The sequence below is a fragment of the Caballeronia sp. Sq4a genome, from assembly GCF_023170545.1.
Lineage (GTDB): Bacteria > Pseudomonadota > Gammaproteobacteria > Burkholderiales > Burkholderiaceae > Caballeronia.
The window spans coordinates 220,803-235,980 of record NZ_CP084250.1 but is presented as its reverse complement, the minus strand read 5'-3'; the positions used below and the strand labels follow the sequence as shown (position 1 = coordinate 235,980).

Genomic DNA, 15,178 nt, shown 5'->3' with positions numbered 1-15,178 from the left:
CGCGCTATTCGAGCGCCACGCGCGTCGCCTGAAGCGCGAGCAGTTGCCACTGACCGCCGGTTTGCACGTGAACCGCCGTGTAGGCGATGGGAAAGAGCAGCGCGCCGTTCTTCGATTCCATTTCGATCAACGCGCGGCCGGACACGAGACAGGTCTCGGGTCCGGCAGAGAAAACGTCCTGCGTCTGGATCTCGATCTGCCGATAGCGGCGGCGCCCGGCGGTGATCGCGTCGATGAACTGACGCTTCGTCTCGCGCTTGCCGTTGGTGTGGACATAGCTGACGTTCTCGGCCAGCAGCGCTTCGAGCGCGGCGCCGTCGCCCTCGACCATCGCCCGAAAGCGGTCGCGCTCCAGGCCGCGGATGGCTTCAAAGGTTTTTGCCGGCATCTGTCGGTTCCCCTTGCGCCGGGGAACCGATGCGCCGGCGCCCCGTCAGAAGTTGTATTGCAGATATAGCTGGCTGAAATTTATACCAGGATTCGGCTCTTTGATACTCGCGTTCGAGAGATGCTGGAAGCGAAAACCGGCCTGATAGTTCTGCTTCTCGCCGAAGATCGCGCCCACGCCGACCATATCGGCGAACTGAAAGCCGCTGGAGAGCGTGTAGTCTTCCGTGATCCGGGCGTGCGAGAGCAGCCGGACGCCGATGCCTGCTTCCACGAACGGCCGGATATAGCCCGAGCTTTTGACGAAACGCAGAACCGGTGTGACGCCGAATTCCCAGACGTTCGGATTGACCGCGTTGCTTTCTTTCGTGTGCCAGTACGCGACGTGTCCCTCGCCGAGCAGCGTGAAGTGAAACCCGCCGATTTCCCACCACGTCAGGTTCGGGTCCCACACGATGCCCACGTCGGCCTTCTTGAAGTCATGGTTGGCGACGCCGCCCGCTATCTGAAGCCCGAACCGGTCGGCATGCGCTGCCGCCGAAGCAAGACCGAGCGAAACCGCGATGGCGCCGTGAGACAAAAAACTGCGCCAGAGAACCTTGTTTTTCTGCATGAGCGCCCCATGTGTGGGTAGTGTTTGCGTCCCGCCGAGCGGTGGTCGGCGCATTGTATTTCGGCTGCGACATATTTGCACAATCCAGCGTATCTTGCCGCTTTGATTGAATAATCCGTTGCGCTAATGCTTCTACACGGTAATTTGTTCGATCTAACGCTTCGCTTTCGGTAAGTTCAGCTCAATCGCTGAAGCCGAATGCCTATCAAACCACAAAATCGATAGTTTTGTGGGAACTCCCACACGTCGTTTCCCTCTAACACTTAGCACTCAGTTGGACGGAGTGCTAATATCGTGACTGGCCTGCTGCCGCCGTTGCGGCCGCAGCCAATTGTTGACAAGGAGCTTATGAGCGTGACCAATGCGATGACCCTTCCGAATGTTGTAGGCTCGGCACCTGCCAAGGCATCTTCGGCAGGCGCGCTGACGTACGCACAGTCGTCGATGCTGACCGGTCAGATCGGCAACATCGATTCCTACATACAAGCAGTGAACCGTATTCCGATGCTGTCGCCGGCAGAGGAACGTCAGTACGCCACCGAATTTCGCGAGCACGGCAACCTGAACGCCGCGCGGCAGCTCGTGCTGTCGCACCTGCGTCTCGTCGTGTCGATTGCCCGCAACTATCTGGGCTACGGCCTGCCGCACGCAGACCTGATTCAGGAAGGCAACATCGGTCTGATGAAGGCGGTGAAGCGCTTCGATCCGGAGCAAAACGTGCGCCTCGTGTCGTACGCCATGCACTGGATCAAGGCGGAGATCCACGAGTACATTCTGCGCAACTGGCGCATGGTGAAGGTCGCGACGACCAAGGCGCAGCGCAAGCTGTTCTTCAACCTGCGCAGCCACAAGACCGGCCATGCCGCGTTCACGCCGGACGAGATCAACGGCCTCGCAAGCGAGCTGAACGTCAAGCGCGAAGAGGTCGCGGAGATGGAAACGCGCCTTTCGGGCGGCGACATCGCGCTCGAAGGCCAGGTGGAAGACGGCGAAGAAGCGTTCGCGCCGATCGCCTATCTCGCCGACTCGCACAACGAGCCGACGAACGTGATCGCCGCGCGCCAGTTCGACAAGCTGCAAAGCGACGGCCTTTCGACGGCGCTCGAATCGCTCGACGAGCGCAGCCGCCGCATCATCAAGGCGCGCTGGCTCGACGTGCAGGACGACGGATCGGGCGGCAAGACGCTGCACGAACTGGCCGACGAGTTCGGCGTGTCGGCGGAGCGCATTCGCCAGATTGAGGCGAGCGCGATGAAGAAGATGCGCACCGCGCTGCACGACTACGCGTAACGCCGCGGCAGAACGGAAGCCAAGCGTGTTCGAACCCCGCTGTCGAAAGACAGCGGGGTTTTTGTTTGCCTGCGCGCCGTGTATGAAAACAAAACGGCGCCCGAAGGCGCCGTTTCTACGACTAACCGCTTACCGCATCAGGCCGGCATCGGCGCCGCGCCGCCGCCGTTGCCCGCGATTCGCGTGGCCATCTGCGCGGCGTACCGCTGCGCTGCCGCGCCGACGACGATGTGGAACGTATCCGCCGACACCCACGCCACATCCAGTTGCGACAGACGCTGACGATCCACCGACGACGGATCACGCACGACCACGCGCAGGCGGGTTTGCGCCACCGCATCGAGCGAAACGACGTTGGTCGCGCCGCCGAACACCGCGAGCCAGCGCAGCGGGTCCGGATCGAGCGGGCCCGCCGTCTGATCGGTCACGCCTGCCGTTGCAACCGCGGGCTGCGCGGGAGCCGACGAAGCCGGCGTGGCGCCGCGCGTCGACGAATGTTCGAGTTCGCCGCGAATTTCATCGGCGATCAGGTCCGCTTCCGGTCCGATGATCACCTGCACGTTCGTCTTGCCGCGCTTCAACACGCCACGCGCGCCGATGGTCTTCAGTTGCGGTTCCGACACCGCTTCCGTATCCACTACCGAGAGACGCAGGCGCGTCGTGCAGGCATCGACGAGCGTCAGGTTCGACGCGCCGCCCAGCGCCGCGATGTACTTCGTGGCGCGCGTGCTCGCCGCTGCCGGCGCGACGTCGCCCGGCACATAGCCGCCGACAGGCGTGGCATCGGTTTGCGCGTCCGTCGTGGCCGGCTCGCGGCCCGGCGTCGCCATGTTGAACTTGCGGATGAAGAAGCGGAACAGGCCGTAATACACGATGCCGTACACGAGGCCGATCGGAATCGCCAGCCAGCCGCGCTGCGACAGGCCGTAGTTCAGCACGTAGTCGATCGCGCCCGCCGAGAACGTGAAGCCGAGGTGAATGCCGAGCGCCGAGCAAATGGCGAGCGACAGCCCCGTCAGCACCGCGTGGATGCCGTAGAGCACCGGCGCGAGGAACATGAAGCTGTATTCGATCGGCTCGGTCACGCCCGTGAGGAACGCGGTCAGCGCCATCGAGAACAGCAGGCCGCCGACGACCGCGCGGCGCTCCTTCGGTGCTTCATGGAACATCGCAAGACACGCGGCCGGCAAACCGAACATCATGATCGGGAAAAAGCCAGTCATGAAGCCGCCCGCCGTTTGGTCGCCTGCGAAGAAGCGATGCAGGTCGCCGTGCACCACCGCGCCGCCGCCGGGCGGCGTGAACGACCCGAACACGAACCACGCGAGCGAGTTGATGATGTGATGCAGACCCGTCGCGAGCAGGATTCGGTTCAGCACGCCGAACACGAAGGTGCCGAGCGCACCGGCCGTCGTCAGCCACGTGCCGGCCGTGTCGATGCCGGATTGCACCGGCTGCCACACGTAACCGAGCACGATGCCGAGAAACAGACACGCGACGCCTGTCACGATCGGCACGAACCGCTTGCCGCCGAAGAACGCCAGATATTCGGGCAGCTTGATGTCCTTGAAGCGGTTGTACATGTACCCCGCGACCATACCCGCGATGATCCCCGACAGCACGCCCATGTTGAGCTTGTCGTTGATGTCCTTCATGACGGCCGTTTCGATCAGATAACCGATCGCGCCGGCGAGACCCGCCGTGCCGTTGTTGTCCTTCGCGAAGCCCACCGCCACGCCGATTGCGAACAAAAGCGGCAGATTCGAGAAGATGGCGTCGCCCGCGTCGGCGATCATCTTGATGTTGAAGACATCGGGCTGGCCTAGACGCAACAGCAGGCCGGCCACCGGTAAAACGGCAATCGGCAGCATCAGGGCGCGGCCTAGGCGCTGCATCTTTGCAAACGGGTTAGCGTCCATCGGGGGTTCTCCAAAAGAATATAGGTCTTGTCGTTGCTGCTCGGGTTGTGGCTAGGAAAGAAGCATCAAGCGTTTAGTCCTGCGGCCAGATTTCGCGGCTGGCCGCTCTTACTGCCTGCGCCGATTCGAGCGCGAGCACGTCTTCCGCGCGCTGACGGCAAAGCTGGTAATCGAGATTGCGCACGCGCGCCTTGATGCCCGGCACCGCGGACGGATCCACCGACAGTTCCGTCACGCCGAGGCCCACGAGCAGCGGCACCGCGAGCGGATCGCCGCCGAGCGCGCCGCACACGCCGACCCACTTGCCGTGCTTTTCCGCGCCCTGCACCGTCGTCTTGATGAGCCGCAGCACGGCCGGATGCAGGCCGTCGGACTGCGCGGCGAGATCGGGCTGGCAGCGGTCCATCGCGAGCGTGTACTGCGTGAGATCGTTCGTGCCGATCGAGAAGAAATCCGCGTACTTCGCGAGCTGGTCGGCCAGCATCGCCGCCGACGGCACCTCGATCATCACGCCCACTTCCACCGGCTCCGTGCGTCCGGCTTCGCGCGCCAGTTCGTCGATGCGCGCCCGCAGGCGCTGCAGTTCGCCGGCATCGGTGACCATCGGCAGGAGAATGCGCACCGCGCCCGCCGGCTTGACGGCGAGCAGGCCGCGCAACTGGTCGTCGAGCAGTTCGGGGCGCACTTGCGCGAGCCGGATGCCGCGCAAGCCGAGCGCCGGATTCTCTTCGGGCGGCAGCGTCAGATAGTCCACTTCCTTGTCGGCACCGACGTCCAGCGTTCGGATGATCGCGCTGCGGCCGGCCAGCGCCTCGACGATTTCCTGATAGCTCGACGCGTGTTCCGCGACCGTCGGCGCAGCCTGGCGATGAATGAACAGCAGTTCGGTGCGCAACAGGCCCACGGCGTCCGCGCCGTTCTCGACGGCGGCCTTGGCGTCGTCGAGCGTGGCGATGTTCGCCGCGATTTCGACATGACGGCCGTCGCGGGTCGATGCCGCTTGCTGCGACATCTTGCGGTTCGCCTCGCGCACGCCCGCAAGACGCTCGCGCTCGTGACGCGCCCGCTCGACATCCAGCGCGCTCGGCGCATATTCGAGGCGGCCCGCCGACGCGTCCACGACCACCTGCGCGTCTTCGGAGATTCCGTGGAGTGCGTCGCCGATCGCGACGAGCGCCGGAATGCCGATCTGCCGCGCGATGATCGCCGCGTGCGAGGTGGCGCCACCGCGCGACATCACGAGCGCGGTGACGCGCGTGCGGTCGATCGACGCGAGATCCGACGGCGTGAACTCGACGGCCGCGAGCACGGCTTCCTCCGGCAGCGCGCGCGCCGCCGTATTCGTGAGACCGAGCGCGCGCAGCACGCGCTTTTCGATGTCGCGCAGGTCGGCGGCGCGTTCGGCGAGCAACGCGTCGTTCACGTTATTCAAGAGCGCGATCTGCGCGCGGATCGCCTCGCGCCACGCGAAGCCCGCGCTCTTGCCGAGACTGATCAGATCGCGGGCGGCATCGACGAGCGTCGGGTCTTCCAGCAGCACGCGATGCACCGCGAAAATGCCCGCTTCGCCGATCGCGCCGCGCTGTGACGCGGTGCGCACGGTGACTTCGAGGTCGGCATCGACTTGCGCGATGGCTTTATCCAGCGCGCGGCTCTCCGCCGCCGACGGGCCGCTCGCCTGTTCGGGCGGCACGATTTCCTGATCGTCCCAGCGCACTAGCTTGCCGACCGCGATGCCCGGCGCCGCGCACACGCCCGCGAGCGTGTTGGGCGGCAGCGGCTCGGCCGACGCGCGAACCGCCGCGACCGGCGCGGGCGACTTCTCACGCGCGGGCGTCTCTTCGACTTCGCCTTGCGCCGCGCGCAGCAGTTCGGTGGCGACGGCATCCACCGCTTCTTGCGCCTGCGCGCCGATGCCGACGAGTTCGATGGTCGCGCCCTCGCCCGCGCCGAGCCCGAGCAGGCCGACCACGCTTTCGACCGGCGCCTTGCGGCCTTCGAAGCGCACTTCGACCTTTGCGTCGAGGCCGCGCGCCGCCTCGCGCGCCCGCGCCGCCGGCCGCGCGTGCAAGCCGCCCGCGTGGGCCAGCGTGACGGTGCGGCGCGCTTCGGTCATCACGTTGGACGACGAGCGCGCCACGTGCGCCGCCGCGCCGTCCTTCGCGCGCAGCACGAGCATGCGCGCGCCCGCCTTCAGCACGCCACGGCCGGCGCGCTGGGCGACCTCGAACGCGTCGCTATTGGCGACCGCGATCACCGAGACGAGACTCGGCGCGTGCTGCGCGACGAAATCCGCGTTGAATTCGATGAGCGGCTGGCCGGCGCGCACGGTGGCGCCTTGTTCGACCATCGGCGCGAAGCCCTCGCCGCCCAGCTCGACGGTGTCGATGCCGATATGCACGAGAATTTCCGCGCCCGCTGCCGTGCGCAGCGTGACCGCGTGATGCGTGCGCGCGAGATGCGTGACCGTGCCGTCGCACGGCGCGAGAAGCACGTTATCGAGCGGATCGATGCCGATGCCGTCGCCGAACATCCCCTGCGCGAACACGGGGTCGGGCACGTCGGCGAGCGGCACGACGGGACCGGTAAACGGAGCGAGCAGAACGATATCGCTCGGGTTATCGGTGGAATGGTTCAACACGGACTCCTCGGCACGGCGCATCGTCTATCTCACTCAATGGGTTTCGGTGACCTTGTTCAGGTGGCGCGGCGCGTCGGGGTTGCGCCCGCGCGCGGCGGCAAGACCCGCGGCCATCACGTAGAACGAAAGGATCGCGGCGATCGGATCGAGCGCCGGGTGGTCGGTGGCGACGAGCGGCAACTCGGCACCGGGCACGTCGTCGGGTGCTGCGAGCAGCACGCGCGCGCCGCGCGCGCGCATGTCCGCAGCCAACTGGATCAGACCCGCCTGCTCCGGCCCGCGCGGCGCGAACACCAGCAGCGGATAGTCGCGATCGATGATTTCCATCGGACCATGACGCACTTCCGCGCTCGAGAACGCTTCGGCCTGAATGCCGGATGTTTCCTTCAGCTTGAGCGCCGCCTCCTGCGCGATGGCGAGCCCGAGGCCGCGCCCGACGACGATCATGCGGTCGACGCCCTTCAGTTCATCCACGGCGCGCGTCCAGTCGAGCTTGCCCGCCGCGCGCAGCGCATCCGGCAGCGACTTGAGCGCGTTCAGCAATTCGGCGTCGCGCTGAACGTGCGCGATGACGATGGCCGACAGCGACAGCATCGCGATATAGCTTTTGGTGGCGGCGACCGAAAGCTCCGGTCCGGCGAGGAGCGGCAGATAGTATTCGCAGGCGTTTTCCAGCGGCGATCCGGCGACGTTGACGGCCGCGACGGTAAAGGCGCCCGCTTCGCGCAACGCCTGCATGGTGCCGACGAGATCCGGGCTCTTGCCCGACTGCGAGAACGCGACGGCAAGCTGGCCGGACACGCGCAGCGGCGCTTGCTGCAACGTGGCGACGGACATCGGCAGCGACGCGACCGGCACGCCGATGCGGCTCATCGTCAGGCTGGCGAAATAACTGGCGGCGTGGTCCGAACTGCCGCGAGCGACGGTCAACGCGACGTGACGCGGCTGCTCCGCGAGCTTCACGGCAAGCGCCTCGATGCGCGAGGTATCGGCGAGTTGGGCCGCGACGACGTCCGCGGACTCCAGCGCCTCAGTGAGCATATTCGACAATCGATTCTCCTTCGACATAAGTGGCGGTCAGCGCGAAGTCCCGGTCGAGCACGACCATGTCGGCCCATGCGCCGCGCGCGATGCGGCCGCGGTCTTCGAGCCCGAGATAGTCGGCGGGATAGCGCGACAAGCGATTCGAAACGTCCGCGAGCGGAATGCCCAGCGAGACGAGATTGCGCAGCGCCTGATCCATGGTCAGCGTGCTGCCTGCGAGCGTGCCGTCCGCGAGACGCACGCCGCCCATGCACTTGGTGACGTGCTGGCTGCCGAGGCGGTATTCGCCGTCCGGCATGCCCGCCGCCGACGTGCTGTCGGTGACGACGTAGAGTCGCGGAATGGCGCGCATGGCGGCGCGGATCGCGCCGGGGTGAACGTGCAGCAGGTCGGGAATCAGTTCGGCGTACTCCGCATGCGCGAGCGCCGCGCCGACCATGCCAGGATCGCGATGATGCAGCGGCGACATCGCGTTGAAGAGATGCGTGAAGCCGCGCGCGCCGTGCTTCAGCGCGTTGACGGCGTCGTCGTACGTGCCGAGCGAATGGCCGAGTTGCACGCGCACGCCGCGCGCCGCCATCTCGGAGATGATTTCGAGATGACCCGAGATCTCCGGCGCGATGGTCACGACGCGAATGGGCGCGAGGTCGAGGTACTTGAGCACTTCGTCGCGCACGGCGATAGCGGCGGCGTCCGGCTGCGCGCCGAGCTTGCCCGGATTGATGTACGGTCCTTCGAGATGCACGCCCAGCACGCGCGCGCCGCTCGGCGCGCGGCGCTTCGCTTGTTCGCCGAGGCCGGCGACGACCTGCATCAATTCGTCGCGCGGCGCGGTCATCGTCGTGGCGAGCAGGCTCGTCGTGCCGTGCTGCGCGTGCTGGCGCGCGACGGTATCGGCCGCGTCGCCGCCTTCCATGATGTCGCGGCCGCCGCCGCCGTGCACGTGCAGGTCGATGAAGCCCGGCAGGATGTACGGCGCGTCGTTCGACGTCGGATCGGCTATGTGACCTTCGAGCGCCGTCACGCGGCCGTTCTCGAAACGCACGGTGCCGTGAATCCAGCCGTCGTTCGTCAGTATGTTTCCTTTCAGCATGAAGTTCTCTGGAAGTACGCAATGCGTAGGAGGTTCAGGTGCGGTTCGCGCCGTGCTGCGAGCACGCTGGTCCGCGCGGATGTTTCGGTGCGCGGCCGGCGAACGGCTTCTTTTGGTCCTCTCGTTCTCTTTCTTGCTCTCTTCTTTCGATGCCTGATGACGCCGGCCGTGCTGCACCCGCGCTCATCGATGCAGCTCCGCGACGAAGTCGTAGTAGTCGTCGCGGCAATACGTATCCGTTAGTTCGATCGCCCGCCGTTGCGCCGAATATCCGATGCGCGTGATCACGAGCAGCGCGGCGCCGGGCGCGACGTCCATCAGCCGCGCGACTTCCGCGCCCGCGTTCACCGCGCGAAAGTGCTGCAACGCGCGCACCACTGCCTGACCGCGCTCCTCCAGATACCGGTACAGCGACGCGCCGATCAGCAGCGGGTCCGGCACCAGCCACGCGGGCAGCGTGGAATGCTCGACCGCCATCACGATGCCGTCCGCCCGCCGCAATCTCCTCAGACTCGCGACGACCGCGCCGGGCGACAAGCCTAGCTGCACGGTCTCGTCGCGATTCGCGGGCCTGAGTCCGCGGCCGAGCCACACCGAATCAGGCAGAAAGCCGCGCTGCTCCATCTTGCGCGTGAAGCCGGTCAGTCGGGACAACGGATCTTCCACGCGCGGCGTGATGAAATTACCCGCGCCGCGCACCCGCTTGATCAGCCCTTGCTCGACGAGCAACGCGATGGCCTTGCGCGCCGTGATACGCGACACGACGACGCCTTCCGACAACGTGCGCTCCGAAGGCAGCGCCTCTCCCGCCGACCACGTGCCTGCGTGAATGGCGGAAGCCAGGCGCGCGGCAAGCTGCAGATAAAGCGGCGTATCACTGCGTTCGTCCGGAGTGAGATTCTTCCAATTTACTCTCATGAAGAACCCTCACGCGGCCTTGAGTGGAGCCCATTATATAACCAACATAATACCAGTCAACGCGCATCAAACCCCTTGTGACGGAAGTCAAATCGCGTCTGTAATCAATAAGTTACAACTTGTTTAGACGGTGATTTCGCAACACATCCGCTATCGGGACTTACCCGCATACCGGCGTAAATGGAACCAGTCACCATCCACTGCCGAATGGGTCCGGAAATTCGGGCATTTTCGTATTCGCACGAGCGTGCTTTCTTTGGCACAATGCGTCCATTAGTTCGGAATCGCAACTAATTCAAATAGAACCACATATTTTTGAGAGAGCAAAGGCACAATGGGATGTTTTGATCGGAGTCGGGCAGTCGAGGCCGTGCGGCGCTTCAACCGGTTTTACGCGCGTCACGCAGGCGCTTTTCACGAACGCCTACATAAGAGCCATTTTTCGTTGACGGAAGTGCGCATTCTTCACGAGCTTGCGCACGATCGGGCGCACACCGCCGCGGATCTGTCGCGCAACCTCGGGCTGGATACGGGCTATCTCAGCCGCCTCATCACCAATTTTCAGAAGCTCGGCCTCGTCGTGCGCCGAAAGAACGAATCGGACGGCCGCGCGCATCTCCTCACCATGACGCCCGAAGCGAAAGCCAAGGTGGACGAACTCGATCTCCACGTTTCCGCCGAAACTGCGTCGCTGCTGGATTCCCTCGCGCCGGGCGAGATCGAGCAGTTGTCGCTGGCGATGGCGGACATCGAGCGACTCTTGTCGCCGGCGTCGCACAACGCCGCCACGCGCTTGCGCAGCCCCCGCTGCGGCGACTTCGGCTGGATGATCGAACGTCACGCGCACCTCGACGTTTCCGACCGCGCGAGTCTGGCCTACGAGGCTCACGCGGCAAAGGTCGTGTCCCGCTTTCTCGTTGCCATGCAGACGAACACGCCGCGTATCGCGTGCTGGGTCGCGGAACAGGAAGGCGACGCGCGCGTCGGCGCCGCGCTGCTGACCGCCGCATCGGACGGCCAGGCTTGCATCGAATTGTTGTTCGTGGAGCCGGGCGCGCGCCGCCGAGGGTTGGGCGAACAGCTCGTCGCCGCGTGCACGAACTTCGCTCAGGGCGCGGGCTACGCGAGCGTCGTGTGCCGGCTCGATCAGGCGCGCGAAGATCTGTGCGGGCTCTTCATGCGCACCGGCTTCAAGGCGCAACAGGGCGTAGACGCAAGCCTCGTCTGGGAGCGCGAGTTGCGGCGCATTTACGCCGACTAGACCTCGCAAATGAAAACGGCGTCTCCAAGAGACGCCGTTTTGCACATGAGTTCGCCGTCGCTTAGAACGAAGGCACGACCGAGCCCTTGAACTCGCTCTTCAGGAACTGACGCACGTCGTCGGACTGGTACGCGGCGACCAGCTTCTTGACCCACGGCTGATCCTTGTCCTTCGTGCGCACCGCGATCAGGTTCGCGTACGGGCTATGCACGTCTTCCAGCGCGATGGCATCTTTCGTCGGCTGCAGGCCCGCAGCCAGCGCGAAGTTCGTGTTGATGGCGGCGGCGTCGACATCCGCGAGCGTGCGCGGCAATTGCGCGGCGTCGAGTTCGACGAGCTTGATCTTCTTCGGATTCTCCGCGACATCGAGCGCCGTCGCGTTGTTGCCGTTCGCGCCCGCGCCCGCCTTCAGCTTGATGACGCCTTGCGATTGCAGAAGCAACAGCGCGCGATTCTCGTTCGACGGATCGTTCGGCACCGCGACCTTCGCGCCTTGCGGCAAGTCCTTCAGCGACTTCAGCTTCTTCGAGTACACGCCGAGCGGCGAGATGTAGGTGAGGCCGGCGCTCACGATCTTGTAGCCGCGCTGCTTGATCTGGCTGTCCAGATACGGCTGATGCTGAAAGCTGTTCGCATCGAGATCGCCGGCGTCGAGCGCGGCGTTCGGCTGAACGTAGTCGTTGAACTCGACCACCTTCACGTTGAGGCCCTCGCGCTTCGCGACCTTCTGCACGACTTGCCAAATCTGAGCGTCAGGGCCGCTGATCGTGCCGACCTTGATGACCTTGTCGTCGGCGTGTGCCGAGAAACTCGTGACGAACGCGGCCGACGCCACGACGGCCGCCAGGGCTTTAAGCATATTTCTGCGCTGCATGGTCTTCCTGTTTCAAAAGCAAATGACTGCGGGATAACTTGGTGCCGGCTCCGGCGCGAGCGTCGGGCCGGCGTGCCGCATGTTCGCACAGCATTGGTGCGAGCGGAAATACAGTTTCCTCATGTGAATATCCGGCGCGCTGTCCGCTTAGAATCGGGCCTGGGACCTACTTTCGGACGGCGATAACATGTATGTGATCAACCTGCGATACACCGGCGCGCTTGCCGAAATCGACGATGCGCTCGAAGAACACCGTCTGTTTCTCGAACGCTACTTCGCGGCGGGCGTATTCGTAATGGCGGGGCCGAAGGTTCCGCGCGACGGCGGCGTGATCATCGCGTCGGGCATCGAACGCGCGCGGCTCGACGAGATCATCGCGGAAGATCCGTTCGCCCGGCAGCAACTCGCGCATTACGAGATCATCGAATTCAAGGCGACGCGTCTTGCGCCGGGATGGAACCTGCCGCAGCCGACGAAGCCATAACGCAGAAGCGGCCCGCAGGCCGCTTCTCACGATTGATCGATCAGCAACTTCAGATCGTGGACCCACGGTTCGACGCCTTGTCCGTCGCGGGCGAAAAGCCGCAGCTTGCCGTCCTTGTCGAACACGTAGCTCGCGGCCGTGTGATCCATCGTGTAGTCGCCGGGCGTCTTGCCCGCCGCCCTCGCGTAGTACACGCGGAAGTCCTTCGCGACTTTCTGCAACTCAGCGTCATTCGCCGGCCGCAAACCGATGTACGTCGGATTGAACGCGGTCACGTACTGGCCGAGCAGGTTGGGCGTATCGCGCGCGGGATCGACGGTGACCATCAGCACTTGCACGTCCTTCGCCTTGTCGCCGAGCTGCTGCATGGCTTGCGACAGCTCCGCGAGCGTCGTCGGGCAGACGTCCGGGCAATGCGTGTAGCCGAAGAACAGCACGACCGCCTTGCCTTTGAAGTCAGCGAGCGTGCGCGTCTTTCCGGTCGTATCCGGCAACGAGAAGTCGCTGCCGAATTGCTTGTTGCCGGTAATGTCGAGATTCTTGAAATCGGGCGCCTTATCGCATGCGCACAGCGCCACCGCGCAGACAAACAGCGCGAACAGCCGACAAACGATCCGCCTCATGCGCCGATCACCGTGCGAACGTAGTGATCGACGAGCAGCGCGCCGAAGAGCAGCGACAAGTACACGATGGAATAGCGGAAAGTCTTGCGCGCGAGGGCGTCCGAGTATTCGCGGTACAGCTTCCACGTGTAGCCCAGAAAGACCGCACCGAGTCCGACCGCGCTCGCCAGATAAACGACGCCGCTCATCCCGGAAACGAACGGCATCAACGTGACGGCGAACAGCACGATGGTGTACAGAAAAATGTTCAGCAGCGTGTACTTTTCGCCGTGCGTGACGGGCAGCATCGGCAGGCCGGCGTTCTCGTAGTCTTTGCGGCGATAGAGCGCGAGCGCCCAGAAATGCGGCGGCGTCCAGACGAAGATGATGAGCACGAGTATCCACGCGTCGCCGGGCACCGCCCCCGTGACCGCCGCCCAGCCGAGCGCGGGCGGCATGGCGCCCGACGCGCCGCCGATCACGATGTTCTGCGGCGTGTACGGCTTGAGCAGCAGCGTGTAAATGACCGCATAGCCGACAAAAGTCGCGAGCGTGAGCCACATCGTCAGCGGATTGGTGAAGCGGTACAGCGTCCACATGCCGATGCCGCCGAGCACGGCTGAGAACGTCAGAATCTGCGCGCTCGTGATCTGCCCGCGCGCCGACGGACGCCAGGCGGTGCGGCGCATCTTCGCATCCACTTTCTGCTCGACGAGGCAATTGATGGCGAATGCCGCGCCCGCCAGCAGCCAGATGCCGATGCCGCCGCCGAGCAGCTTCGTCCACGGAACCATGCCGGGCGTCGACAGAAACATGCCGATGACGGCGCAGAAGACGGCGAGCTGCGTGACGCGCGGCTTCGTCAGCGCAATGTATTGCGAAACGCGGCTGCCGAGAGGGGAATTGAGTGTCGTGCTATCCATGGGAAGGCGCCATCACGCTGAAACGACGTCGCGTGCGGGGAGCGCGGCGCGGCCGGGACGGCTGGAAGAGATTCGAAAGTTTAGCATGACGAGCAGGAGCAGCAGGATCGCGGCCCCGCCGTTATGGGCGACGGCAATCGGCAGCGGCCATTGCAGCACGATGTTCGACATACCGGTCAGAAACTGGATGACGATGACCGCCAGCACGCCGTTCGCCGGCTTGCGCAGCGATTCGAAGCGGCGCAATTTCGTGGCCAGCCACAGCAGATACAGCACGACGACGACCGCGAACGTGCGATGCGTCCAGTGGATCGCGACGAGCGCGTCCTGCGAGATCACATCGCCGTCGCCCGTCATGCCGAGCGCGCGCCACAGGTGAAAGCCGTGTTCGAAGTTCATTGGCGGGATCCATTGGCCGTTGCAAAGCGGAAAGTCCGTGCAGGCCAGTACAGCATAGTTCGTGCTCACCCAGCCGCCGAGCGCGATCTGCACCACGAGCAACGCGAGGCCGAAGAGCGCGGCCGGCATCCAGCGCGCGGCTGCGGGATCGAGCGACGGAATCGGCGTCTGGCGCGCCGCGAGCCAGCCAAGCGCGCCGAGCAGCGCGAGTCCGAGCAGCAAATGCGTCGTGACGATGACCGGCTGCAGCTTCAACGTGACGGTCCACGCGCCGAACGCGCCTTGCAGGCAGATCAGCAGCAGGATGCCGGTGGGCCACCACGGCGACACGTGCAGCGGACGACGCTTGATGCGCGCCGTCCACGCAATGATGACCTGCGCGATGATCAGCACGCCGATCGCCATCGCGAAATAGCGGTGCAGCATCTCGATCCACGCCTTGACCATGCTGACCGGGCCGGTGGGCATCGCCTGATACGCGGCAGCAATCTGCGCGTGCGCGATGAACGGCGACGACGTGCCGTAACAGCCCGGCCAGTCCGGGCAGCCGAGGCCGGAATCGGTCAGGCGCGTGAAGCCGCCGAACATGATCAGATCGAGCGTCAGAAACGTGGTCAGCCAGACGAGCTTGCGGAACTTGTTGTCATCGGCTTTCACCCAGACGAAGGACAGCGGCAGTAGCGCAATGCACAAGCCGATCATCCCCAATTGCAATACATAACTCATGTTT

General features: G+C 64.8%; 14 protein-coding genes. 3 read left to right on the top strand and 11 right to left on the bottom strand.

The window, feature by feature from the left end; genetic code table 11:
* Positions 1-4: 4 nt before the first annotated feature.
* Positions 5-388 (bottom strand): nuclear transport factor 2 family protein, encoded by a 384-nt coding sequence (locus tag LDZ24_RS01115; protein WP_175939282.1) that lies wholly within the window; start codon positions 386-388, stop codon positions 5-7.
* Between the two features lie 45 nt (positions 389-433).
* The gene (locus LDZ24_RS01110; RefSeq protein ID WP_248321045.1) at positions 434-1,000 is read right to left on the bottom strand and encodes an acyloxyacyl hydrolase; all 567 of its coding nucleotides are present in this window, start codon (positions 998-1,000) and stop codon (positions 434-436) included.
* 354 nt (positions 1,001-1,354) lie between these two features.
* On the opposite strand from LDZ24_RS01110, the gene rpoH reads away from it, so the two are divergent.
* Entirely contained in the window at positions 1,355-2,290 is a 936-nt protein-coding gene (gene rpoH / locus LDZ24_RS01105) for an RNA polymerase sigma factor RpoH (RefSeq protein WP_175940582.1), read from the top strand.
* A 137-nt stretch (positions 2,291-2,427) separates the two neighbouring features.
* Here rpoH and nagE read toward each other — a convergent pair whose 3' ends face one another.
* The 5 genes from nagE to LDZ24_RS01080 all read right to left on the bottom strand — a co-directional run bounded on the left by nagE (position 2,428) and on the right by LDZ24_RS01080 (position 9,905).
* Positions 2,428-4,209 (bottom strand): N-acetylglucosamine-specific PTS transporter subunit IIBC, encoded by a 1,782-nt coding sequence (gene nagE / locus LDZ24_RS01100; protein WP_248321044.1) that lies wholly within the window; start codon positions 4,207-4,209, stop codon positions 2,428-2,430.
* Positions 4,210-4,282: 73 nt separating this feature from the next.
* Positions 4,283-6,871, bottom strand: coding sequence for a phosphoenolpyruvate--protein phosphotransferase (gene ptsP, locus LDZ24_RS01095; protein ID WP_248321043.1), 2,589 nt, complete (start codon positions 6,869-6,871; stop codon positions 4,283-4,285).
* Between the two features lie 12 nt (positions 6,872-6,883).
* Positions 6,884-7,891, bottom strand: coding sequence for an SIS domain-containing protein (locus LDZ24_RS01090; protein WP_175940581.1), 1,008 nt, complete (start codon positions 7,889-7,891; stop codon positions 6,884-6,886).
* Complete coding sequence (gene nagA, locus LDZ24_RS01085) at positions 7,881-8,987, bottom strand: N-acetylglucosamine-6-phosphate deacetylase (RefSeq protein ID WP_248321042.1); 1,107 nt, start codon at positions 8,985-8,987, stop codon at positions 7,881-7,883. The genes LDZ24_RS01090 and nagA overlap by 11 nt, the downstream gene beginning before the upstream one ends.
* Positions 8,988-9,170: 183 nt before the next feature.
* Positions 9,171-9,905, bottom strand: coding sequence for a GntR family transcriptional regulator (locus LDZ24_RS01080; protein ID WP_248321040.1), 735 nt, complete (start codon positions 9,903-9,905; stop codon positions 9,171-9,173).
* Positions 9,906-10,359: 454 nt separating this feature from the next.
* Between LDZ24_RS01080 and LDZ24_RS01075 the strand changes: the two genes are divergently transcribed.
* A complete protein-coding gene (locus tag LDZ24_RS01075) occupies positions 10,360-11,166 on the top strand; it encodes a bifunctional helix-turn-helix transcriptional regulator/GNAT family N-acetyltransferase (RefSeq protein WP_248322240.1) in 807 nt (268 codons plus the stop codon).
* A 61-nt stretch (positions 11,167-11,227) separates the two neighbouring features.
* On the opposite strand, the gene LDZ24_RS01070 is transcribed toward LDZ24_RS01075, so the two are convergent.
* On the bottom strand, positions 11,228-12,040 hold the full coding sequence (locus tag LDZ24_RS01070) for a MetQ/NlpA family ABC transporter substrate-binding protein (protein ID WP_248321038.1): 813 nt from the start codon (positions 12,038-12,040) through the stop codon (positions 11,228-11,230).
* A gap of 187 nt (positions 12,041-12,227) precedes the next feature.
* Here LDZ24_RS01070 and LDZ24_RS01065 point away from each other — a divergent pair, with 187 nt between their 5' ends.
* Positions 12,228-12,524: a YciI family protein gene (locus LDZ24_RS01065; protein WP_248321036.1), complete on the top strand. Its 297-nt coding sequence runs from the start codon at positions 12,228-12,230 to the stop codon at positions 12,522-12,524.
* 26 nt (positions 12,525-12,550) lie between these two features.
* Here LDZ24_RS01065 and LDZ24_RS01060 read toward each other — a convergent pair whose 3' ends face one another.
* The 3 genes from LDZ24_RS01060 to LDZ24_RS01050 are packed head-to-tail and all read right to left on the bottom strand — an operon-like array spanning position 12,551 to position 15,174.
* Positions 12,551-13,147: an SCO family protein gene (locus tag LDZ24_RS01060; protein WP_248321034.1), complete on the bottom strand. Its 597-nt coding sequence runs from the start codon at positions 13,145-13,147 to the stop codon at positions 12,551-12,553.
* Positions 13,144-14,049 (bottom strand): heme o synthase, encoded by a 906-nt coding sequence (cyoE, locus tag LDZ24_RS01055; protein ID WP_248321032.1) that lies wholly within the window; start codon positions 14,047-14,049, stop codon positions 13,144-13,146. The genes LDZ24_RS01060 and cyoE overlap by 4 nt, the downstream gene beginning before the upstream one ends.
* Before the next feature lie 12 nt (positions 14,050-14,061).
* The gene (locus LDZ24_RS01050) at positions 14,062-15,174 is read right to left on the bottom strand and encodes a heme A synthase (protein ID WP_248321030.1); all 1,113 of its coding nucleotides are present in this window, start codon (positions 15,172-15,174) and stop codon (positions 14,062-14,064) included.
* Positions 15,175-15,178: the final 4 nt, after the last annotated feature.